This is a genomic window from Myxococcales bacterium, from assembly GCA_012517325.1.
GTDB lineage: Bacteria > Lernaellota > Lernaellaia > Lernaellales > Lernaellaceae > JAAYVF01.
Genome location: JAAYVF010000060.1, coordinates 37,688 through 60,151, shown reverse-complemented (window position 1 = coordinate 60,151; position 22,464 = coordinate 37,688). Strand labels below are relative to the sequence as shown.

The 22,464-nt window shown below is 63.3% G+C and carries 13 protein-coding genes; 7 read left to right on the top strand and 6 right to left on the bottom strand.

From position 1 onward, the window contains the following. Positions 1-12 precede the first annotated feature (12 nt). Entirely contained in the window at positions 13-1,257 is a 1,245-nt protein-coding gene (locus GX444_10705) for a hypothetical protein (GenBank protein NLH49060.1), read from the top strand. Between the two features lie 124 nt (positions 1,258-1,381). Here GX444_10705 and GX444_10700 read toward each other — a convergent pair whose 3' ends face one another. The 3 genes from GX444_10700 to GX444_10690 are packed head-to-tail and all read right to left on the bottom strand — an operon-like array spanning position 1,382 to position 6,580. Beyond that, the gene (locus GX444_10700) at positions 1,382-2,881 is read right to left on the bottom strand and encodes a hypothetical protein (GenBank protein ID NLH49059.1); all 1,500 of its coding nucleotides are present in this window, start codon (positions 2,879-2,881) and stop codon (positions 1,382-1,384) included. A gap of 3 nt (positions 2,882-2,884) precedes the next feature. Further along, a complete protein-coding gene (locus tag GX444_10695) occupies positions 2,885-3,646 on the bottom strand; it encodes an outer membrane lipoprotein-sorting protein (GenBank protein NLH49058.1) in 762 nt (253 codons plus the stop codon). An 18-nt stretch (positions 3,647-3,664) separates the two neighbouring features. Continuing rightward, complete coding sequence (locus GX444_10690) at positions 3,665-6,580, bottom strand: MMPL family transporter (GenBank protein ID NLH49057.1); 2,916 nt, start codon at positions 6,578-6,580, stop codon at positions 3,665-3,667. Between the two features lie 267 nt (positions 6,581-6,847). On the opposite strand from GX444_10690, the gene GX444_10685 reads away from it, so the two are divergent. After that, positions 6,848-9,163 (top strand): TonB-dependent receptor, encoded by a 2,316-nt coding sequence (locus GX444_10685; protein NLH49056.1) that lies wholly within the window; start codon positions 6,848-6,850, stop codon positions 9,161-9,163. Here GX444_10685 and GX444_10680 read toward each other — a convergent pair. The 3 genes from GX444_10680 to GX444_10670 are packed head-to-tail and all read right to left on the bottom strand — an operon-like array spanning position 9,144 to position 14,529. Further along, positions 9,144-11,084, bottom strand: coding sequence for a DUF2723 domain-containing protein (locus GX444_10680; protein NLH49055.1), 1,941 nt, complete (start codon positions 11,082-11,084; stop codon positions 9,144-9,146). The genes GX444_10685 and GX444_10680 overlap by 20 nt on opposite strands. Further along, the gene (locus GX444_10675; GenBank protein NLH49054.1) at positions 11,081-12,814 is read right to left on the bottom strand and encodes a hypothetical protein; all 1,734 of its coding nucleotides are present in this window, start codon (positions 12,812-12,814) and stop codon (positions 11,081-11,083) included. The genes GX444_10680 and GX444_10675 overlap by 4 nt, the downstream gene beginning before the upstream one ends. Continuing rightward, entirely contained in the window at positions 12,811-14,529 is a 1,719-nt protein-coding gene (locus tag GX444_10670) for a glycosyltransferase family 39 protein (GenBank protein ID NLH49053.1), read from the bottom strand. Before GX444_10670 ends, GX444_10675 begins: the two co-directional genes overlap by 4 nt. Positions 14,530-14,613: 84 nt before the next feature. Between GX444_10670 and GX444_10665 the strand changes: the two genes are divergently transcribed. The 5 genes from GX444_10665 to GX444_10645 all read left to right on the top strand — a co-directional run bounded on the left by GX444_10665 (position 14,614) and on the right by GX444_10645 (position 22,463). Further along, positions 14,614-16,731, top strand: a complete 2,118-nt coding sequence (locus tag GX444_10665; protein NLH49052.1) for a hypothetical protein — start codon at positions 14,614-14,616, stop codon at positions 16,729-16,731. 81 nt (positions 16,732-16,812) lie between these two features. Further along, the gene (gene lnt, locus GX444_10660; GenBank protein NLH49051.1) at positions 16,813-18,534 is read left to right on the top strand and encodes an apolipoprotein N-acyltransferase; all 1,722 of its coding nucleotides are present in this window, start codon (positions 16,813-16,815) and stop codon (positions 18,532-18,534) included. 18 nt (positions 18,535-18,552) lie between these two features. Next, on the top strand, positions 18,553-19,638 hold the full coding sequence (locus tag GX444_10655) for a peptide chain release factor 2 (GenBank protein ID NLH49050.1): 1,086 nt from the start codon (positions 18,553-18,555) through the stop codon (positions 19,636-19,638). Positions 19,639-19,702: 64 nt separating this feature from the next. Beyond that, positions 19,703-21,193, top strand: a complete 1,491-nt coding sequence (gene lysS / locus GX444_10650; protein NLH49049.1) for a lysine--tRNA ligase — start codon at positions 19,703-19,705, stop codon at positions 21,191-21,193. Between the two features lie 4 nt (positions 21,194-21,197). Further along, entirely contained in the window at positions 21,198-22,463 is a 1,266-nt protein-coding gene (locus GX444_10645) for an FtsX-like permease family protein (protein ID NLH49048.1), read from the top strand. Position 22,464 lies beyond the last annotated feature (1 nt).

Genomic DNA, 22,464 nt, shown 5'->3' with positions numbered 1-22,464 from the left:
AGGAAGCGAAGCATGAAACGCATTTGCCTTTTTCTCTTGCTCTTTTTGTCCGTTTTCGCCGGTTGCCAAAATTCATCCGACGATGATGACCCCGAGTCGCCCTCGGGGCAGGCTCAAGATGATGATGACGACAACGATAACAATGACGACGACAATGACGACAACAACGACAACAACGATACGACGGTCGATCCAAACGAGGGATGGGCAACCGGTTACAATTGTCGAGCGGGCATCGGGTTCGTTACTCATTATCAAAACGAGAAATGGGCCCTGGAAACGCTACCGGAGCAAACGGAGCGCGTGTATCTGTATGCCCTGTCCTTTCCGACGAAAACCCAGGGCTGGGCGGTAGGCTCGGTGCGCCGTGATGACATCGGCCTGCCCATCGCCGGCCTGATCCTGCGTTACGAGAACGGCGAGTGGCTCCAGGAAGAAACCCCCGCACGCGAAACCGGCTGGAGCGTACACGATATCCATATGTTGAACACGCGGGAAGGTTGGGCGATCGGGGGCGATAGCGCGACGAACGGCGATTTACTGATGCACTATATCGACGGCGCTTGGCAATTCGTCGAGGCGCCGGCGCTCGAAAACGCCTGGCATCTGGAGAGCATTCACGTCTGGTCCGATCAATTTGGTCATGCCGCCGGGTACTACGACGCCACTTATCCCGACTTGCGAAGGGGATTGATGCTCGTCTACGACGGCGTCTCCTGGCAGGAAGAAGAATTACCGGAGGTGGCCGGCAGTTGGACTTTGAACGCGGTTGTTTTCAACGACGAGGCAGAAGGTTGGGCGGCGGGTTTTGGCAACGAGTTTTATGCGCCGGTGATTTTACATTATTTTGATGGCGCTTGGAGACAAGAGGATTGGGTTGGTGAGGATAATACGTGTGGCGAGTTTGGCTTTTCCGCCTCGTTCTCATTTATCGATAGGCAAAATGGATGGCTGGTCGAGTCGGAAAATGTCGCCGCGCGATACGCCCAAGACGGCTGGCATGATGAGTTGCCGAATATCCAACAAATCGTCCTCCATGCAAGCAGCTACTTTAATAGCGTGGCGACGATCTCGGCAATGGAGATGTGGGCGGTTGGAGCCTCGATGTATACTGTTGTCGAGCCGATGGATAAAACCATTGGCTTGATCCTGCATTTCGACAAGGGTGAATGGAAAAGAGTCGTGCTGCCTGATATTGATTTCAACGACGACGCCTATTGGGAATTGACGGACGTTGCTTTTCCTTTGGCGGATTGATGAGTTCCGACAATATTGAACATTCAATCACTGTCTGAACAATATCCGGCGGCCTTGAACCTATTCCAATACATTTTTTTACGTTGATTGATCGTCGGGGCGCGTTTCATCCGCGCCACTTTCATCAGAACGTCGCCTTGGCGCGCAGGAACGCGAAGTCGTGGCCGAACTGGCCGAAGCTGGTGTCGATCTCACCGAAAATGTGAAAAGTGCCGAGTGAGATTTCGATCGCGTCGTACGGGAAGAAATACACTTCCGGGTAAATCACGAAGCTCTGGTCGGTGTAGCAATAGAGGGCGTTGAGGCGCGGTTTGATCGCGTCGTTGAGGAACGGCCGGTCGATCATGAGAAACTGGTAATCGGAAATCGCCTCGGCCGTGCTCTCGTTGGGAAAGCCGTGCACGTACTGCGTGTTGATGTAGATCGCGCCGGGGAAGGTGTAGTCGAGGCCCGCGACGGCCTTGAAGAAATTGTCCTCGAGCGGCTTGTCCTTGGCGATGACCACGCCGTTTTCCAGATCGCGCCGCGCGATCCCGCCGAACAGCCGGTTGAATTCCGTGCCGGCGTCGAGCACGTAGGTCGTTTCCATCGATTCCGGAATGAAGAAGGCCACCTCGCCCCAGACGCCGATGTCGAGCGCGGGCACGTTGGCCGAGTAGTCGCCGCCGATCACGTGCTCGCGCGGGAACGCGTTTTCGACGTCGACGTCGACGGTGTCGATCAGCTTGCCGGAATCGCCCGACAGCGGCGCGACCGTCATGGTGATGCGCTTGGGGACGCCGAAGTCGTCGCGCACGTAGGCGTAGCTGATCGAAAAGTCGATCGGGCCGAAGTTGCTGGCGAACTTCAGGCCGTAGTTCATGTTGCGCGGCGTTTTGTCGGGCAGGGTGCCGTGAATGTTGACCGACCCGAGCGACGCGCCGTCGAGCGCCGGCCCGATCATCGAATCGAACAGGCTGTCGAGCACCGCGTCGCCGGTGTCGATCTGAAACGAGCTCGACATTTCGGCGAACTGCTTCTCGAAAATCGGCCGCACGTCGGTGCGCGGCAGCAGCGCCGGCTCGAACAGCGGCACCAGCACGGCGGTAAATGTCGACTGGCCGAGAAAGTACTGGGCCTGCAGCGCCGGGGTCGGCACCTTGGCGCCGAAGCGTAGTGGGTCGTGCAGGTCGTCGGGGTTGAGGTTGTCGGTCGGGTTGAACTGGTCGCCGGTGCCCCACTGGATGCGCTGTTTGCCGATTTTCAGGTCCAGGTCCTTCACGCCGAGGCCGGAAACCTGCAGGTAGGCTTCATCCAGTTCCAGCCGCACGGGATCGGTCTGCGACCGGTCCTGCTGCTGGTCGATGGTCAGGGTGTGATCGTCGACGCGCTCGTCGATGCCGATGTTCACCAGGTGCAAGCTGCCGTAGACCATCGCCATGCCCGTCGGGATGGCGGTGACCTCGAGGCCCAGCACGTTTTCGTTGTAGTTGAATTCGCTGGGGCCCTCGATGGTGGCGCGGTTGATGGACTCGAAGAAGCCGCTCCAGGTCAGACCGGCCTTGGGCGCGGCGCCGGCCGCGGCCGCCCACAGGCAGAGCGTCGGCGCGAGCAAAAGAAGCCAGGACCGGAAGCGACGGGCCATCCGTTATTTCTCGGGGCGCCGCAGGTAGCGCGTGGTGAAGATGTCCTCGCTGATGTTCGTGTCGTATTCGACGTTGGTCATGTCGATGGTCGTGTAATGGCCGGAAGCCAGGTCGGTCATTTTGACGTGGCGCGGCGCGGTGTAGCCCTTGATGGTGGTGAAGTTCTCGCGGTCCTCGGTCTTGACGTGCTTGCCGCTGATCTTGTCGAAATATTTGAGCTGGGTGATGAGCAGCGTGTTGCGCTGGAGGGTGATCTCCAGCTTGGAATAGCTGAGCATCTTGTCCGGCTTGGGCGTCAGTTTCAGCAGGTAATTATCGGCCGTCGTTTCCAGCAGGTCGGCGTTGTAATCGTTGGAGAGGTGGGTGGTGGACAGGTCTTCCTGCGAGAAATCGGCGCCCATCAGCGACTGGTTGCGCACGTGCGAGGCGATACGGCGGACCTTTTTGTAGGCGGGCAGGTAGGTGAAGCTGGTCTGGTCGTCGATGACCAAGACCGCCATGCCGCGCTCGGTGGCCGGTTCCATGAACTTGGTCATCCGCTTCTTGTCCTTCTGCCAGACGCGCAGGACCCGTTTTTTCTCGATGCCGCTCTTGTCGACCAGAATCATGGTCATGTCGAATTTGAGATCTTTCATCGCGTTGGCGACGTCGTCGGCTTTGCGCAGGATCGCGTTACCGTCCATCTCCTGGGCGTGAGCGGTCGCCGCCAGCAGGCACCCGACGCCCAACAAAACCGCCAAAGACAACCGTTTCCAGTTGAACATGCTGATTTCCTTTCTCGATCAACTTTTCGAGCCGCGCGCCGCGTCGCGGAGCCAGCGGGGGCGAAGCCGCCCGAGCGCCGCCGGATAAACCGTAAACGTCGCCGCCGCGGCGACGACCAGGGCTAACGCAATCAACAACCCAAACCGTTTTTGGGGAGTCATTTCTGAAAAAACCAGCACCAGGAACCCCAGTGCGACGGAAAGCGCGCTCATGCTAATGGCCCGTCCGGTGGTCGTCAAGGCGCGCACCGTCGCGCCGGCCGGCGACGCGCCCGCCGCCGCCTCTTCCCGCAGCCGGGCGGTGAAGACGATCGCGTAGCCGACGCTGATCCCCAGGGCGATGCCCGAAATCATCACCGCGCTGTTGTCGAGCGGAAACCCGAGCGCGCCCATCACCCCGAAGTGGATCAGCACCGTCAACGCCGCCGGCGACACGGCCAGCAGGCCGCCGAGGGGCGAGCGGAGGTAGAGCGCCAGGAGGATCCACAGGACGGCGAGCACCAGGGCCAGCATTTCGAGCTGCACCGGCAGCAGCCGGGCGTCGAACTTGCCGGAAACGACCGGCCAGCCGGTCAGCTTGATTTCCCAGCGCACCGCCTCGCCGTCCGCCGGTTCGCGGCCGAGGATCCGGCGGTAGTTTTCGCGATCGGCGAAGACGTGCTGGGCGTTGACGCCCCACAGGTCGGCGCGCAAATCGGCGGCCAGGCGTTCCCGGCCGGGTTGGTCGAGCTTGAAACGGTAATCGTCGGCCAGCCAACCGAGTAATTTTGATTGGACTCGTTGATACCGCTGTTCGTTCGCGGCGCCCGCCGCCAGGTTCGCCAGGGCGTCCGCCGCGAACGAAACGCTGTCCGGATCCTCCTGCAGCACCGCCGGCGGCAGCTTGGCTTGCAGCACGACGGCGAAACCGGGGGCGGTGAACGTTTCGGCCAGGGACAGCGCCTCGGCCAGTGGCTCGGCGTCGAAATTTTCCGGCAGCGGGATGTCGCAATCGGCACCGCTCAGGTAATGCGCGGCGATTTTCCGGAATGGTTGCCGCAGGCCGCTTTCCAGCGCGGTCGACGTCGACATGGCCTCGACCAACAAACGCTCCACGGCCGGCAATTCGGCCGGCAGGTCCGGCAAAACCGGCCGCAGATCGAGGCGGATTTTTTCGGCCAGGTGTTTGGCCTGGTATTGGCGCAGCGCGTCCCGCTGCTCGCCGGTCAGGCCGGTCCAGGGGACGGCGAAACCCTCACGCGGGAATTCGCGGTCGAGCAGGTCTTGAATGGTTGTCAGGCTCGACGCGAGGACACGGGGATCGCTGGCGCCCAGGCGCGCCTGGACGACGGCGTTTTGCGTGTCCTTGTCGATGAAGGGGGCGATCATTTTCTGGCCTTGCAGGAAGAACCAGAGGTTGTCGATCTTCTCGCGCGAATCGGGCACGCCGGGCTCGCCGTGCATCAGCCGGTTGAGCAGCGCGACGACGTCGACGATCGACTGCGGGTAGTTGACGCCGGGCACCGAACGCAGCCGCTTCATCAGGCGATCCATCTGGTCGAGCACAACCGGATCGCGCACGTCCTTGGCCTGGAAATTGACGAAGAAAAACTGCGAGCCGCCGAACTTGTCGCGCAATAGCGCCTCGGAAACGCGGGTCTCGCTGGCGGGCGGAAAGTACGTCATCAGGTCGGCGTAAAGCGGAATCCGCGCCAGCAGCGCGCCCGCTGTCAGCACGAGCGCCAGGGCGACGAGCAACACGGCCAGGGACCGTTCGGAGGCCAGGCGGCCCAGGCGGCCGAGCAGGCCGTTTTCGGGCGCGGCGAACGGGCGGCGGCGCAGAAACGGCCGCGCCGGCCGGAGCGGCAGATAGGAAAGCAGCGCGGGCAGGAAGGTGACCGACAACAGCGCCGACACCAGCGAGCCCAGGGCCGCCGCGACGCCGAACTGCTTGAACAGGGTCATCGGCGCGATCAGCAGGGCCAGGAAGCCCAGCGCTGCGGCCAGTCCGGACAGGAGAATCGGTCCGTTCACCTTGCCCAGCGCCGCCGCGACGACGGCCCGCTGGTCGGTCGCGTCCACCGATCCTTCATAATAGCGTCCGAGCACGTAGATGCCGGCCGACGCGCCCGTGGCGACGATCACCACCGGCGCCAGCGAGGTCAGCAGGGTCAGCGGAATGCCCGCCAGGCTCATCAAGCCCAGCGTCCATCCGTTCGCCAGGGCCACGACCGCCAGCGGCAACAGCACGCCCCGCGCGCTGCCGAAGCCCAGGAAAAGCACGAGAATCACGACCGCCACGGTGATGGGGATCAGGCGGGTCATGTCGGCGTTGATCATCTCCTGCATGGAATCCATGACCATGGCGTAACCGCCGAAATACAATTTGGCCTTGGGCGCGGTCTGGCGGGCGACCGCCTTGACCTGCCGCGCTGCCGCCTCGCGGTCGGCGTCGGCTGCCAGGCTGACCGCGATCAGCGCCGTGCGGCCGTCTTCCGAAACCAGACTGCCGGCCAGGTTCGGATTGTGCAGCGCCGCCTGGCGCAATAGCGTCAATTCGTTGGGCTGCGTCGGCAAGGCTTCGGGCGGGATGAGCTGCGCGATTTCCACGGAATCGCCATTGCGCCGGGTGTCCAGGACGTTGGTCAGGCTGAGCGATTGCGTCACGCCCTCGACGCGTTCGATCGCGGCGGTCAGTTCGCGCAGGGTTTTCAGGTTTTCAGCGGTGAACAGGTCGGCCGTTTCCAGGGCGACCATATTGGTGAAATTGCTGCCGAAGCGCTCGCCCGTTTCCATGAAGAAGCGGACGTCGGGGTCGCCGGCCGGTAAAAAGTGAAAAATATCGTTGTCGCGGCGCAACTTGGCCGCCTGGTAGCCCAGTAGGAGGGTGAGCGCGACGATCGCCGCCAGAACCGCGGCGCGTTGCCGAAGAATGAAATCCGCTAGCCGTTGCATGGTCTGATCCCACCTCGGTCGATGAAAACAGCGCGGCGTTTCCGCCCGGAATCGCACCGCCGATCGATTGTTGCAAATCGGCGATCAAGCTACTTGAGGGTGGGGGATAAATCAAGCTGCCGCCGTAGCGAAAAGGGGCGGGTTCGGCACGAATCGCGGGATTTCCCGAGGATTTTCGGCGACGAATAGACCCAGGAACCGCGGACCGGCATTGAACTTTGCGCCGACCGCCGTTAAGGTAACCGGTGATTCCCGGGAGAACATGGCGTGCGACGTTTCGGTTTCTTCATTCTGCTGATTTGCTGGCTGGCGCCGGGCCTGGCGCTGGCCGGCTCGATCAACGGCCTGGTGACCGACGAGGACGGCACGCCCGTGATGGGCGCCGAGGTGAAGATCGTCGGCAAGGCCCGGACGGTGTTTTCCGATGAGAACGGCCGCTACGAACTGACCGACCTGCCGGCCGGCAACTACAACCTGCGCTTTCACACCGAGGGCTACGATCCCGCGACGCGTCAGGTCGGCGTCAAAGCGGACGAGGCCGTGACGCTCGACGTGCAACTGCGCTTCAGCGTGACGTTCACCCAGAAGGAAATCGTCATCACCGACCGCGCGCCGGTCGACGAAACCCCGCAGACCAGCGCCCACACGTTCACCCGCGAGGAAATCCAGAGCAATGCCGGCGCGTTGGAAGACATCACCAAGGCCATCCAACAATTGCCCGGCATCGTCTCCAACACCGATTTCACCAGTGACATGTACGTGCGCGGCTCGGAAAACTACGAAAACCTGATCGTGCTCGACCGGCAGTTGCTGGCCAACCCGTATCACTTCGGGATCGGCATGTCGATCATCAACACCGACCTGGTGAAGAACTTTACCTTCTACGCCGCCGGCTTCCCCGCGCAGTATCCCTTCGCCACCGGCAGCGTGCTGGACATCACCTACCGCGACGGCAACCGCGATCACGTCGATGGCATCGCGGAGGTTTCGCTGCTCTCGGCCTCGGCGCTCGCCTCGGGCCCGGCCGGCAACCAGGTGACCTGGACCGTTAACGCGCGGCGCAGCTATTACGATTACATGCTGCGCCTGCTCAACTGGACCGACGTTCCGATTCCGGTTTTTTCCGACGTGATGCTGCGCGCGACGTGGGAACCCAACGACATGCACCGCCTGGTGGCCCTGGCCATCCGCAGCGAGGACGGGGCACGGGCGAACATCACCGAGGACAACCCGTCGATCGTCGACGAGGGTTCCGCCTACTACAATCAGATCACCCAGGTGTACGGCCTGAATTACAATTTCCTGCCCAATAGCTGGTTTTTGTCGAGCACCTCGGCCAGCTACCAGTTGCTCAACGCCAGCGGCAACGTCACCTCGGGCGCCAACAGCTATTTCGGCCGGGCCGACGCCGGCGGCTTCTACGTGAACGAGGACGTGCAGTTCAGCGTGCCGCGCAACGTCTTCAAGCTCGGCGGCGTCTACGGCCGGGTCGACCTGGACATCGGCGCGAAATTCCCCCTGTCGGAATACACGCCGGGCGCGCGGTCCTCGACCGAAAACAAGTACTACAACATCGAGTTTTCCGACTCCAAGCCCAAGCAGCTTTATGGGTTCTACGTGCAGCACGAGGCGGAAATCGTGCCCGAGCGGCTGCGCACCAACATCGGGGCGCGGCTCGACCGCTTCATGGCGACGAAAAACGGGTGGGTGTTCAGCCCGCGCGCCAGTATGTCCACCAACCTGACGAAGAGCACGGTCCTTAAAACCGGCTGGGGCATCTATTTCCTGCCGCCTTACAACAGTTTCGTTTCGGACGAAAAACTGGGCAACCCGAACGTGCGGGCGGAAAAATCGACCCATTTCGTCGTCGGCCTCGAACAGGGCGTCGGCGAAAACATGATGGTCCGGCTGGAAACCTACTACAAGGAATTCGACGACCGGATCTATCAGGACATGAGTGGCTCGGCGGGCAGCTTTCTCGAACAGACCGACTTCGTGTTGCAAAACGAAATCCCCGACATCCTCTACACCAATTCCGGTTTCGGCAATGCCCAGGGCCTCGAGGCGTTCTTCCAGAAAAAGCTGTCCGGCTGGTGGGACGGCTGGGTCGCCTATTCCGTCTCCGAGGTGCGCTACAACGACGGGATGGGCCGCTACGGCTGGTATTACCCGGAACAGGATCAGCGGCACACCCTGGCGCTGGTGGCCAACGTCCGCGCCCTGCAGGATTGGGTCTTTTCAACCAGCTTCCGCCTGACGACGGGCCGACCCAATACGCCGGTGGAGGGCTGGGAAGAGGAATTCCCGCGGACGTTCCTGCGCTTCTGGCAGGCGGAAAGCGGCCCGCTCAATTCCGACCGGTTCCCGCTGTACGACCGGCTCGACGTCCGCGCCGAACGCACCTGGCACTTGCACAAGCGCCTCGACCTCGCGGCGTTTGTCGAGGTCTACAACGTTTACAACGAGCGCAACCTGTACGGCTACTATTACGAGAACGAACAGGGGCTCGACGAGCCGGTGCGCAAACCGATCTACCAGTTGCCGTTCCTGCCCTTCGGCGGCATCAAGGTCTCGCTGCTTTAGCCAGTTCCCACTCGCGGGCCGCCTCGGCCGGCCGGCCGGCCGCTTCCAGAATCAAAGCCAGATTGTGATGGTGCCGCGCTTCGCGCGGATTCAGGGCGATGGCCTGGCGGTAAAGGGCGACGGCCTCGTTCAGGCGGTTTTGACGGGCGAAGAAGTTGGCGTTTTGCGCCAGCGCGGCGTCGTTGGCCGGATCGGCCGCGCGGGCTTTTTGATAGGCGGTTTCGGCCGATTCCGGTTGCGCTTGATTTTCCGCGAACCGCGCCAGCCGGACGTAATAGACGCTGTAATCGGTCGCGACGGTCTGCGTGTGATGGTCCCGCACCAGGTCCGGATCGAGAATGGCGGCCGTTTGATAAAAGCGCCAGGCCTCTTGCGGCCGGGCCGGCGGCGTGACCCACCAGGACAAGGCGCCGTCGTAGATCGGCGGTTGTCGCAGCCGCAACTCCTGCAACGCTTCGTCGTCGGCCGGGTTGGCCACGTGATCGAACACGAAGGCGAGCGGCAGCCGGCGATCGTCGAGCAGGTTGGCCACCGTCGACAGAAACAGCGGGTCGTGCAAGCCGGCCGCGACGTATTCCGGCCGCATCCGGATGGTGTCCGGCGGCAGGGTGCGGCCCATTTTTTCGACGACCCAATCCCCGCGGAAACCGCCGCGCGGCAGCACGGTCACGGTGGGTCGCCGCCGCTCGCCGATTTGCAGATACCAGAGCGGAAAGAGATTGTTGTCGCCGCCGACGAACAAGGCGTAGCTCGGCGCCGGATGGCTCAGCGCGTTCTGCCAGGCCTCGTAAGCCACCCAGTTTTTTGCTTGCTGATTCGCCGAGTAATGCTTCAGCGCGGGAAAGGCGATCAGCAGCACGAGCAGCAACTGAAAGACGCGCGAAAGCCAGGGACGACCGGCGGTTTCGGCCCGCGCTTCGAGTTCGGCGAGCGCCGCGCCCAGACCGACGGCGACGACGAGATAGGAACTGATCAGGTAGCGGCGCACCTGGAAGATTTCATCCTCGCCGATATAGTTGATGCGCAACAGCACGTTGAGCAGCGCCATCAGGAACAGGCCGAGCACGAAAACCGCGTCGCGCCGGGCCAGGACGATCAGGCCCAGACAGCCGAGCAGGAAAGCCGCCGCCCCGAATTCGTCCGGGAAGCTGGCGGCGATGACCCGCAGTATGGCGAGCTTCGGTCCCCAATCGGGATTGAACATTTTGCCGGCGTACTGGCGTTGCAACAGTGAATCGAGCAAGCGCGACGGCGTGCTCGGATCGCCCCAGTTGAGGGCCGGCCCGGTCGCGGCGCGGATCGGCAGATAGAGATAGATCGAGACGCCCAGGGCGACGAGGACAATACCCAGCAGCCAATCCCGACCTTGCAGCCGGCGGCGATGCGCGGCCACCCAGGCCAGCGGCACGGCGGCGACGACCAGCAGGATTTCGTGATTACCGAGCCCCAGGCCGAAGAGAAACGCGGCGGACAGCAGATAACGGCGGTCGAAAGTCTGCCGCCAGCGCAGGGAAAGATAGAGGACGCCCACGGCGAAAAACGTGTTGAGCGGGTAGGCGCGGATTTTCAACGACTGTTCCCACAGCGTGTAGGTGACCGCGAACAACAGGGCGGCCGCCAACGCGGCCCGGCGGCGGCCGGTCAGCGCCAGCAGAAAGCGGTAAAGCGCCCAGACCGTCAGCGCGCCCCAAAATGCGGAAAAGAAGTTGCCGCGCCAGGCCAGATGCGCCAGCGGCACTTGCGCGAAGGCGTGGCCGAGGGTCGCCAGCAGCGGATAGCCCGGCACGTGCGGAATCGCCAACAGGGCCGCGCCGAGGGTCAGTTCGCCCGAATCGCCCAGGTGGATGGTGGGTACGAGCGTGGCGAGGTACAGCGCCAGCGGCGCGAAGAAGGCGAGGATCTCGTCGCGGCGGCGCGTCAAGACTCTTCCTCGTAGCGCAGCACGAAAACCGCCCACAACAACAGCGTCAGCGCGGTGGCCACGGCGATCAACTGGCCGATCAGGCGGATCGGCGTGTCGGCGAAATGCAGTTCGACGAAGTGCCGCCCCGGCTCGACGGTGACCGTCATCCGGCCGGTTTCCGGCTCCGGGCGCACCAGCGTCGCCACGCCGTCGACTTTCGCTTCCCAACCCGGGAAATAAAAATGATTGAATAAAACGTCCTGCTGAACGTTGGCCTGCACCTCGGCGATCATCTGCCCGTAACCCCAGCGCGAGCTGAGCACGGTCAGTTCGTCGCCGCCTGACTCGGCGGCGTTGTCGGGCAGGTGGTCGGGCACCTTGACGCAGGTTTTCGGCAGGTAATCGTTGCTGGCGGTGCTGGTCACGCCCAGCCGGCGGATCGTCTCAATGTCCAGAAACCGGTCGGGACGGACCAGGTTGGAGTCGCGGGCGGCGGCCGCGGCTTCCGGCGCGAAGACGAAGGCGAAGGAATTTTTCGCCGTGTCCTGAAAAACGTAGCGCGCGCGGCAGAAGGAAACCGAGGCCAGCAACGCCAGAAGCACGAGCAGCCAGCTAAGGTAGGGCCGGGTTTTTTCCGCGGCCAGGCCGAACGGATACGCCGCCAGAACCGCGCCGAAAGCCGAGGCCGGCAGCAGGAACCGCCAGGGGAATTGCACGAACGAGAGCAGCGGGAACCATCCCCACAGCCAGGCGGACGCGCCGACCGTCATGAACAGGCAGGCGGCCGCGGCGGCGAGGAAGAAGATCGCCGGGCGATTGGCGGTCAGCTTCTTGCGCACCGAGGGAAGCGCCAGAATCAACAGCGCCGCGATCAACGACAGCCAAAGCCATTCGCCGTACATGAATCCCATCCGGTCGTTGAAACCGGCCTGGCTGCTGCCGTAATCCCAGTGTCGCCGTAAAAGCTGCCAGAAGGCCAGGAAGTGGTGGCGGTACTCGAAAAAACCGCCGGTCAGGCTCGGCGCGGCTTGCACGTATTTCACTTCCCACATGGCCGGGAGCCAGAAAAACGCGCTGAGGCCGATGCCGTACATCAACGAGGCGGCGGCGCGGACGGCCTGACGCCGGCTTTCCGGTCGGACCATGACGAACAGCAGTAGAAACGGGCTGGCGATCATCGCGGTGATGTTGTGCGTCAGAATCAAGCCGGCGTAGGCCAACGCGGCCAGCACGGGGCCGTAGCGTCCCTCGGCGCGCTGGGTGCGCCACAGGCCGAGCAGGATCCACGGCATCCAGGCGAAGGCGGCGAATTCGGCGATGCCGTGCCGCACGTAAATGTCGGTCAGCAGGTAGGGCGCCAGGCCGTAAACCGCCGCGGCCGCGAACGCGCCGTCCGGATCGAACACCGCGCGGGCCAGAAAATACATGCCCGCCGCCGCCGCCAGCCAGAAGAGCAGGTAGGCCAGCTTCAACGCCCAGAAGGCGCTGCCGCCGATCACGTGCAACAGTTCGATCACGTAATAGGTCAGCGGCGCGTAAAAATTGAACAACGGGCTACCGTAATGAAAGTAAAAATCGGGCAACCAGCGCGGCGTGTAGTCGCCGTTGTGGGCGGCCTCGTGAAACGCCACGATCCGCACGAGATCGACGTAGGTGCTGTGGCCGGCCACCTGATAGGGCCGCAGCAGGGGCCAGACCGCCACCAGGAGAACGGCCGCCAGCAAGGCGAGGGTGATCGCGCGTTTCAAGGTTGGCCGCCTCCCGCGACTGGTTCCGGCGGGGAATCCGCCTCACCCTTCGTTTCGGCCGGCGGCAAAATCGCCGGGTCCGCTGCCGCCAACTTTTCCAGCGTCGCCGTCGCGCGCGCTTCGTCGCCCAGGTGCCGGTAGGCCTTGGCCTGATAGTAGAGAATCCAGGGGTCTTTCCGGGTCGTCCAGGCCGTTTCGTATTCCTCGGCGGCGCGGGCGAAATTCTTTTGCAGGACGAAATGGTTGCCCAGGATTTGATGCACCAGCCCGGGCTCGGTGCGCGGCAGCAGCGGGGTCACGCCGAGGTAGAAAATCAATCCGGCCGCGAGCCACCCGCCGGCCGCGAGAGAGAGTTGGCGGCGCGCCGGCGGTTCTTCCCGGCGGACGGCGAAAAGCACGCCCGCCCAGACGGCCAGCAAGAGCGCCAGGGCCAGCCCGGTCGCGACCCGGTCGGGCAGACCCAGCAGATTGCCCGGACCGATTCCCTCGCGCAGCATCGGCGCCGCGAAATCCCACAGCGGATTGACGAGCCGGTCCTGCATTTGCGGATCGGAAAACGCGCCGGCCCAGACCAGCAGGCTCGAGAGGACCGCCAGGCCGAGGTAGGCCCCGCGCCAAAGCGGTTTCGCGCCGGAGGCGAAGAGCGCTCCGGCCAGCAGCAACGGCCCGATGATCGGCGTCACGTGGCGCGGGCCCAGGCAGGCGCCGCCGCCGGCCTCGAAGTAGCCCGCGAACAGCGCCAGGTAGCCCGCCGCCATCGCCGCCAGCAGCCAGCCCTCGCGCGGTTGGCGGCGGATCGTCGGCCCGAGGCCCGCCGCGCCCAGCAGCAGCAAGGGGCTCCAGAAAAACAATCCCTTGCTCGGCGAAAAGGTCAGGAGCAGCAGGTTGCCGAGCGTCGGCCGGCCGATGCCCATGAAGCCCGACGCCATCGCCGCCGTGTAATGGGCGTCTTTTTTCGCGAGGTCGTACCCGAAGCGAAACGGTGCGCCGAACGCCGCGAGGTTGTAAGCGCCGATAACGGCCAGCGGCAGCAGGGCGCCGAGTGCGGCGAAGGCGGCGACGCGGCCGAGACGCCGCTCGAACGTCAGCAGGTAAAGCCCGGCGAACAGTCCGAGCAGTGCGGTCGGATATTCGAATAGGATGGCCAGGCCGAAGAAGAAGCCGCTCAACGCCAAGGCGTCGAGTTTTTCGGGCTCGCGCCGGTAGGCGATCAGGTACAGGACGCCGAGCGTCACCGCGTTGGCGGCGAACCCGTGCCCGTACAGCATGAAGAAATAGGGATACGCCACGGTGCCGACGCCGTAGGCCGCGACCGTCGCGGCGGCCATGAGCGGCTCCACGCCCAGTTGCGGCAATCGCCGGTTCAGTTGCCGCATCGTCAGCAAGGTGAAGAGCGTCAGCGTCAGCAGGCGGCAGAGGTGGCGCGCGGCGTCGAACGGCAAGCCGAGCGGCCGGACGAGGAAATAGGCCGGCATCAACGCCAGCGTGACGCCGGGGGCTTTGTCGCTGTAAACCCGGCCGTCGTAAACCGCGGCGTCGTTCGTCCGCTTGGCGTACGGACCCAAATCCAGATCGCCCAGATCGATGGCCTGCACGGCGGTGGCGAAGCGGCTCATGACGTTGCTGCCCGCGACCCGCGTGGCCGGTAACGCCAAGAGCAGAAACAACAAGAGCCAAACCGGCCCCGTGATGTTGTGCCGTTTCGCCGGCGACATACTTCCCCCGAGATCGTTTGTTTCACTATAACATAGTGATTCCCGTCTTGTGAGTCGACCGGATCGCGTGGCAAGATGCCGCCGATGACGCTTCATTTGGTTCATCCGCTGATCGCTGTCGCCTGTCTGGTGCCGCCTTTCTGGCTGGCGCGGCGGCTGAGCCGTCGATTGCTGCCCGGCGCCGATTCACTGCAAACCCTGATGGCCGCCCTGTTGATGGCCTTCGCCCTGGTGGCCGGGACCGGCGGCCTGCTCGGTTGGTGCGGTTGTTTTTCGCTTTTCGGTTTCGGGTTCGTCGCGCTGGCGACGCTGATCGCCGCGGTCCTCCTGGGCCGTTGCGAGCGCCCCCGATCCGGCGGCGAGGATCCCGCCTGGCCGGCCGCGCCGGCCTGGATGCGGTTCGTCGGCCTGCTCGCGCTGGCGATCGTCGCCGGCGCGGTGGGGGCCCGGCTGGCGCAACCGGTCGTCGAATACGACGCGCTGACCTACCATCTTCACTTTCCCGCGCAGTGGCTGAACGCGGGCCGGATTTTTCTGATCGACACGCCGTACGGCGACGCGGCGCCGGCGTACGCGCCGGCCTGGGGCGAGGTGTGGTTCGGGTGGTTGATGGCGCCTTGGCGCGGGGCCGTGACGAACCTGACGCAATTCAAGCTGAGCGGCGTCGACGCCGTCGCCAAGATCGGGCAATTGCCGTTTCTGGGCTTGGCGATCGCCGCGCTGCTGTGGCTGGGGCGTTCGCTGGGCGGGCGTTCGGCGGCCGTCTATTGGCCGGCGCTGCTTTTCTGTTTCGTGCCGTGGGCCGGCCGCCAGGCGTCCGCGCCGGCTGTCGATCTGTTCATGGCCTCGTTCTTTCTTTCGTCGCTGGCCTGGTCGCAAGATTATCGAATGTCCGGCCGGCGGGCCGCGGCCGCGCTGGCGGGGTTGAGTTTAGGCCTGGCGTTCGGCGTCAAGGCCGTGGTTCCGGCTTACGCGCCGCTGATCGCACTGCCGTTTCTCGTCTTCGCCGCCGGGCGGCGCGACGGCCGGGCGCTTTTCGCCTGGCTGCTGCCGCTGCTGGCGTTTGGCCTGCCCTGGTATCTGCGCAATTGGGCGCTGACCGGCAATCCGCTTTTCCCCCTCGATGTTTCGGCCTTCAGCCGGCACCTCTTCGCCGGGGCCTATACGCGTCAGGCCATGCTGCAAAGCGCCTTCCACGTTCCGGGACCGGGAGCGGCACTGGCGGTGGCGACGCACGCCTGCGGGCTTTGGCTGGCGCCGCTGGGCCTGGCCGGGATCGTCGCCGGAATGGTTGCGGCCTGGCGGCAGCCCGCCTGGCGGCCGTTCGCCTGGATCGCGCCGGTGGCGCTGGTCTGGCATTTCCTCTTCGTGCCGTTCAGTTCCCAGGACCGGTTTTTACTGTGGGTGGTGGCGCTGGCGTTTTTACCGCTGGCGGCCTGGCCGGAACGCGGCCCCTGGCCGAAGGTTCTGGCGGCGGCGGCTTTGGCGGGAATCGGTCTGACTTTGATCGGGCCGGGGACGGATTTTTCCCTTGGCCTCCTGCCGGTACGGGCGCGCGGGCTGCTGTCGGGCGAGGGCTGGGGCGTCGGTTTGCTAGTGTTTGCCGTCGCGGCCCTGGTTTTATGGATCGGCCGGTGGCGGGGGGCGGGTTCACCGACCCCGTGGGTTCTGGCTTTCGCTCTGGCGGCGACGCTGGCGACCATCTTCGCTTCGCCGCACGGCGGGGCGTTTGTCAAAACCGAAATCTCCACGTTCGGCGATTTGCCGCTCGCCGGTTACCTGCCGATCTGGCGCGAGCGCGGGCAGGTGGTGGCCTATGCCGGGACTAATCGGCCCTATTACCTCGCGGGGCGCGACGGGACGAACCGGGTCGTTTCGGTTCCCTCGGACGGCTGCCTGGATTGCCGGCTGCACGATTACGTCCGGCGTCTGCGAAAGGGCGGGTTGTTGGATCGCTCGCGGGAAAAAGCTCCCTGGCGCGAGCACAATCCGAGTTACGAGGCTTGGCGGGCGGCCTTGGAAGCAGCGGGGGTGACGATGTTTTTCGCGGAAAAACTGGCGGCGACCGAAGCGGTTTATCTGGCCCATGAGCCGGACGGTTTCCCGCCCGAATGCGCCTGGGCCCGCGAGCATCCGGAACGGTTTTCGCGATTGGCCGCCGGGCCGGATTTCGAGCTTTACCACTTCCGGCCGCAACCCTAATCTTTCTCCGCGAATAGCTGTTTTTTTTCAAACGCTTTTGCTATTATCCGCCGACTTTGAACACCCGAGAGCAAAGAGCCGATGACGAAGACGATGACGAACAAGGATTGGCGGTCGCGATTGCCGGCCGGACTGACCGCCCATTGGCCGGGCGCGCTGGCGATTCTTTTCTACCTGGTCGGGTTCGCATTTTTCCCATTTCTCAACTGGTTGCTGATCTCGCCGCTCTTGCTGGGTGTTTACCGCTGGGTAAAAGCGGAGGATTGGCCGGCGCTGCTGACGGGGCTGCTCTACGTCCTTTGTTTCCCGCACGCGCGGCTGGGTTTCCTGGGATTCGTCTGCCTGGCGCCGGTTTTGTACGCCGCGCTACGCGATTCGGGGCGCCGCGCGTTGTGGCTGGGCTTCCTGGCCGGCACCGTCGGCAACCTAGGCAAGTTGTACTGGCTCGTTTATACGATTTCCTATTTTTCGCCGATTCCCTTCCCGGTGGCGGTGCTCATTCTGCTGTTGCTTTGCTCGACCCTGGGCTTGTTCTGGGGACTGCAATTCCGGCTGCTGCATTGGGCGGTGCGCGAGCGGCGACTGCCGCTGTGGCTGGTTTTCCCGGCCGGCTGGGTGTGCTGGGATTTCTTCCTGATCTGGTTCCTCGGCGGATTCCCTTGGGAAGTGCTGGGCGACGCCGCCTTTCACATCCCGGTTTACAACCAGACCCTCGATCTGGTCGGTTCGTTCGGTCTGGGTTGGGTGTTCGCGTTCGGCAACGTGGTCGCCGTCGAGCTGTGGCGATTTGTCCGCAAGGAACGGCCGTTTCCCACGGCTTTCGCGGCGGCGCTCGCCGCCTTGGTGGTGGCGGGTTTCCTTTACGGCGCGGTGCGGACGCCGCAGATCGAACGCGCGATGCGCGCCGGCCGGACCGTCAAGGTCGGGATGCTGCAGGGCAACGTCGATCAATCCATCAAATGGAAAGCGGGCTTCCGCGAAGAGATCATGGAAAACTACGCGCGGCTGGCCGAGGAAACCAAAAACGACGGCGCCGAGTTGATCATCATGCCGGAAACCGCGATCCCGCGGCGGCAGGACCGCATGATGAGCCTGCATCCCGAAATCAGCCGCTACGCCACCGACACCGAGCGCTACGTGCTGACCGGGGTGCCGAGCAAGGCGATCCGAACCAACGTCGACGACCCGCGCGGGCCGGACATCCGGTACAACAGCGCGGTGTTGATTTCACCCCAGGGCGATGACTTGCAATGGTACGACAAGAACCGCCTGGTGCCCTTCGGCGAATACATCCCTAAAAAGCACTGGCTGGAGAGGATCGCCGGGCGCAACATCACCGGGACGCTGAATTTCGAGCCGAGCGGCCGCTACGCCCTCATGCCGTTTCCGGGCGCGCCGTTCGCGGTGTTCATCTGCTACGAGGCGGTGTATCCTTCGACCGTGCGCCGCCTGAACCGGCTGGGTGCCCGGTTCCTGGTGACCATCACCAACGATGCCTGGTTCGGCAACACCAGCGCGCCTTATCAGCACTGGGCGCAGGTGGCGATCCGCGCCATCGAAAACCGCCGGTACGTGGCGCGCGCCGCCAACACGGGAATTTCGGGGATCATCGATCCCCTGGGCCGGACGTTGATGGCGACCGACCTGTACCGCGAGGCGGAGTTGGTCGGTTCGGTCGGCGTCATGGAACTTCATTCCCTTTACGAACGAATCGGCGACGTCGCGGCCTATGCCGCCCATGCCGTTTACCTGATTGCCCTGGCCGTCGGGTTGGCACTGTCGCGGCGCCGGGGCAAGGAGTAGTGGACATGATCGAGGAATTTGAAAGTCGAGCCGAAGCCATCCGAAAGAAATTGGACGAACTTCGGAGGTATCTTTGATCTCGAACCCAAGCAAGCGCGGCTCGCCGAACTGGAAAAGCTGACCGCCGCCGAAGACCTCTGGACCAACAGCGACAAAGCCAAGGCCCTGCTCAAGGAAAAAAGCGATATTCAAAAGGAAATCGACGAGTGGAACGCGCTCGTCGCCGAAATCGAGGAACTCGAGGTCACTTTTGAACTCGCGCGGGAAAGCCAGGATCCCGAACTAGCCGCGGAAATCCCGGATAAAATCGTCAAAGCCGAGACCGACCTGCGGGAAAAGGAGCTGCAAATGCTCTTTTCCGAGGAGGCCGACTCCGCCGACGCGATCCTGGAAATCCACTCCGGCGCCGGCGGCACCGAAGCCGCCGACTGGGCCTCGATGCTCCTGCGCATGTACCTACGCTGGGCGGAGCGGCACGAGTTCCAGACCGAGAGCATCGACGAACTGCCGGGCGAGGAAGCGGGGATCAAGAGCGCCACGGTCGAAATCCACGGCCGGAACGCCTACGGTCTGCTGAAAGCCGAAAACGGCATCCATCGGTTGGTGCGGATCAGCCCGTTCGACGCCAACGCCCGGCGGCACACCTCGTTCGCCAGTGTCTTCGTTTACCCCGACATCGAGGAGACCATCGAGGTCGAGGTCGATGAAAACGATTTGAGAATCGACACTTACCGCGCGGGCGGCGCCGGCGGACAGCATGTCAACAAGACCAGCAGCGCCGTGCGGCTGACCCACTTGCCGACCGGCATCGTCGTGCAGTGCCAGAACGAGCGCAGCCAGCACCGCAACAAAGCGACCGCCATGAAGGTGCTCAAGGCGCGGTTGTATCAGCGAAAATTGCAGGAAAAGGAAGAGGAAAAACAGGCGATCAACGCCCAGAAACGGGAGATCGCCTGGGGCAGTCAGATCCGGTCGTACGTCTTGCAGCCCTACCGGTTGGTCAAGGACCTGCGCACCGACGTGGAAATGGGCAATGTCGACGCGGTTTTGGACGGCGATCTGGACCGATTTATCGAGGCTTACCTGCTTTCACAAAAAAAGTGATCGCTTGACAGGTTACCCCGGTTGTCACTAGGGTAACTGGATTTTTAAGAGGTTAAGAAGAACGATGTCCGAGGATACCAATCGACTAATCGAACAGCGCAAGGAAAAGATCCAGGCGCTCCGCGAAACCGGGGTCAATCCATACCCGTTGTCGGTGTCGGTCACCCACACGACGGCGCAATTGCGCGAACTTTACGGCGAGAAATCGGCCGAGGAACTGGAAACCTGCCCGGACCGGGTAACGATCGCCGGCCGGATCAAGGCGGTGCGCGACTTCGGCAACGCCGTGTTCGCCGACGTTTTCGACCGCGCCGGCAAGATCCAGGTTCTGCTCATTAAAAAGCTCGTCGGTCCGGATAAACATGCGTTTTTCAAAAAGTTCAGCGATGTCGGCGACATTTTCGCCTTCACCGGACAACCCGCCAAAACGCGGACCGGCGAATTCACGCTGGCGGCCTACGATCTGAACCTGCTTTCGAAAAACGTGCGCCCGCTGCCGGAAAAATGGCACGGGTTGACCGACCAGGAAACACGCTACCGGCAGCGTTACGCCGATTTGATCGCCAATCCGGAAGTCATGGACGTTTTTCGCACCCGGAGCGAAATCATTCGCTTAATCCGCGTGTTCTTCACCGAGCTCGATTTCATCGAGGTGGAGACGCCGATGATGCAGGCCCTGGCCGGCGGCGCGCTGGCCCGGCCTTTCATCACGCACCACAACGCCCTGGAAATGGACCTGTATCTGCGCATCGCGCCGGAACTGTACCTGAAGCGTCTGCTGGTCGGCGGTTTCGAACGGGTGTTTGAAATCAACCGCAATTTCCGCAACGAAGGCATCAGCATCAAGCACAATCCCGAATTCACGATGCTGGAGTTTTACTGGGCCTACGCGCAATACGAACGGTTGATGGATCTGACCGAGGAGCTGTTCTGCTTCCTGGCCGACAGCCTGTTTCAAAAACAGGAATTCACCTACCAGGACGCGACGATCAGTTTCGCCCGGCCCTGGGCGCGCCTGCGCATGGCCGATTCGGTGTTGATGCACACCGACCTGAAGGCGGAGGATCTTTCGCAGCGCGAGCGGTTGGCGAGTTTCTGCGAAAAGCACGAGATTCCGCTGGTCGGCGAAGCGGGCGTGGGCCGGCTGCTGACCGACATTTTCGAGGCCAAGGTCGAACCGCGGCTGATTCAGCCGACCTTCATTTACCAGTATCCCACCGAGGTCAGTCCGCTGGCCCGGCGCAACGACGCGAACCCGGACGTGGTGGACCGGTTCGAATTGTTCATCTACGGCCGCGAGATCGCCAATGCCTTCAACGAGTTGGCCGATCCGGAAGATCAGCGGGGCCGCTTCCTCAAGCAGCTCGAATCGCGGCAGGCCGGCGATGAAGAAGCACACGAGTACGACGCGGATTACATTCGCGCCTTGGAATACGGCATGCCGCCCGCGGCGGGCGAGGGCATCGGGATCGATCGCCTGGTGATGCTCCTCGCCAATCAGCCCAGCATCCGCGACGTGATCCTGTTCCCGCTGCTCAGAAAGGAACAGTCCTAGTCCCATGCGTTTCGCCCGGTTCGTCGGTCTGCGCTTCATGCGCCCGAAACGGCGGCAGATGCTGTTGTCCATCATCAGCCTGATCGCCCTGACCGGCGTGGCCGTCGGCGTCGCCACGTTGATCGTCGTGCTGTCGGTCATCACCGGCTTTCAGGAGGACATGACCAACAAGATTCTGGGCACGCTCAGCCACATGCTGGTCTTGTCGCACAACGGGCGCATCGAGGATTGGGAGCCACTGGTCGATAAAATCCGGGGCGTCGAGGGTATCGAGGCCGCGACGCCGTTCGTTTACGGCGAGGTCATGGCCGCAACGGCCGAAAACGCCAGCGGCATGATCCTGCGCGGCATCGATCCGGCGACCGCCGCCGGCGTCACCAGCATCGTCAGCAGCATCAAGCAGGGCAAGCTGGAGTTGCTGCGCGGCGAACAGGCGCCGTTGCAACCGCCGCTCGAGGGCGGCGGCGAACCGGTAAAATATCCGGGCATCATCCTGGGCCACGACCTGATGGTCACCCTGCGGGTTTTCCCCGGCGAGGAACTGACGATCGTCAATCCGATCGGCGACGTGGGGCCGTTCGGCGTGGCGCCCAAGACGAAAAAGTTCGTCGTGGTCGGCGAGTTTCAGAGCGGGCTCTACGAGTTCGACGCGAAGTTCGCCTACATCGACCTGGGCGTCGCGCAACAGTTCTTCAGTTCGGAAAACACGGTCAGCGGCATCGAACTGCGGCTGAAAGATATCTGGCAGGCTGACGCGGTGGGCGCCAGGCTGCACGCGCTGCTGGGCTGGCCGTTCTTCACCAAGGATTGGAAAACGATGAACAGCAACCTGTTTTCGGCGCTCAAGCTGGAAAAACTGGTGATGTTCATCATTCTGTGCCTGATCATCTTCGTCGCCTCGCTGAACATCTTTTCGGTGCTGTACATGATGGTGATGGACAAGCAGAAGAGCATCGCGATGCTGCGGGCGATGGGCGCGTCGGCGGGGCAGATCCGGCGCCTGTTCATGGTGCAGGGGATGTTCATCGGCGTGCTGGGCAGCCTGATCGGCGCGGGGCTAGGCATCGGCATCTGCCTGTTGCAGATGCGCTACCATTTGGTGGCGCTCGACCCGCGCGTCTATTTCATTGACACGCTGCCGATGACGTTTAAAGTGGCGGACTTCGCGTTGATCTTCGCGTCGTCGCTGGCGCTGAATTTCGTCGCAACGGTGATTCCGGCGCGCATCGCCAGCAAGCTGGACCCGGTCAAAACATTGCGGTACGAGTAAC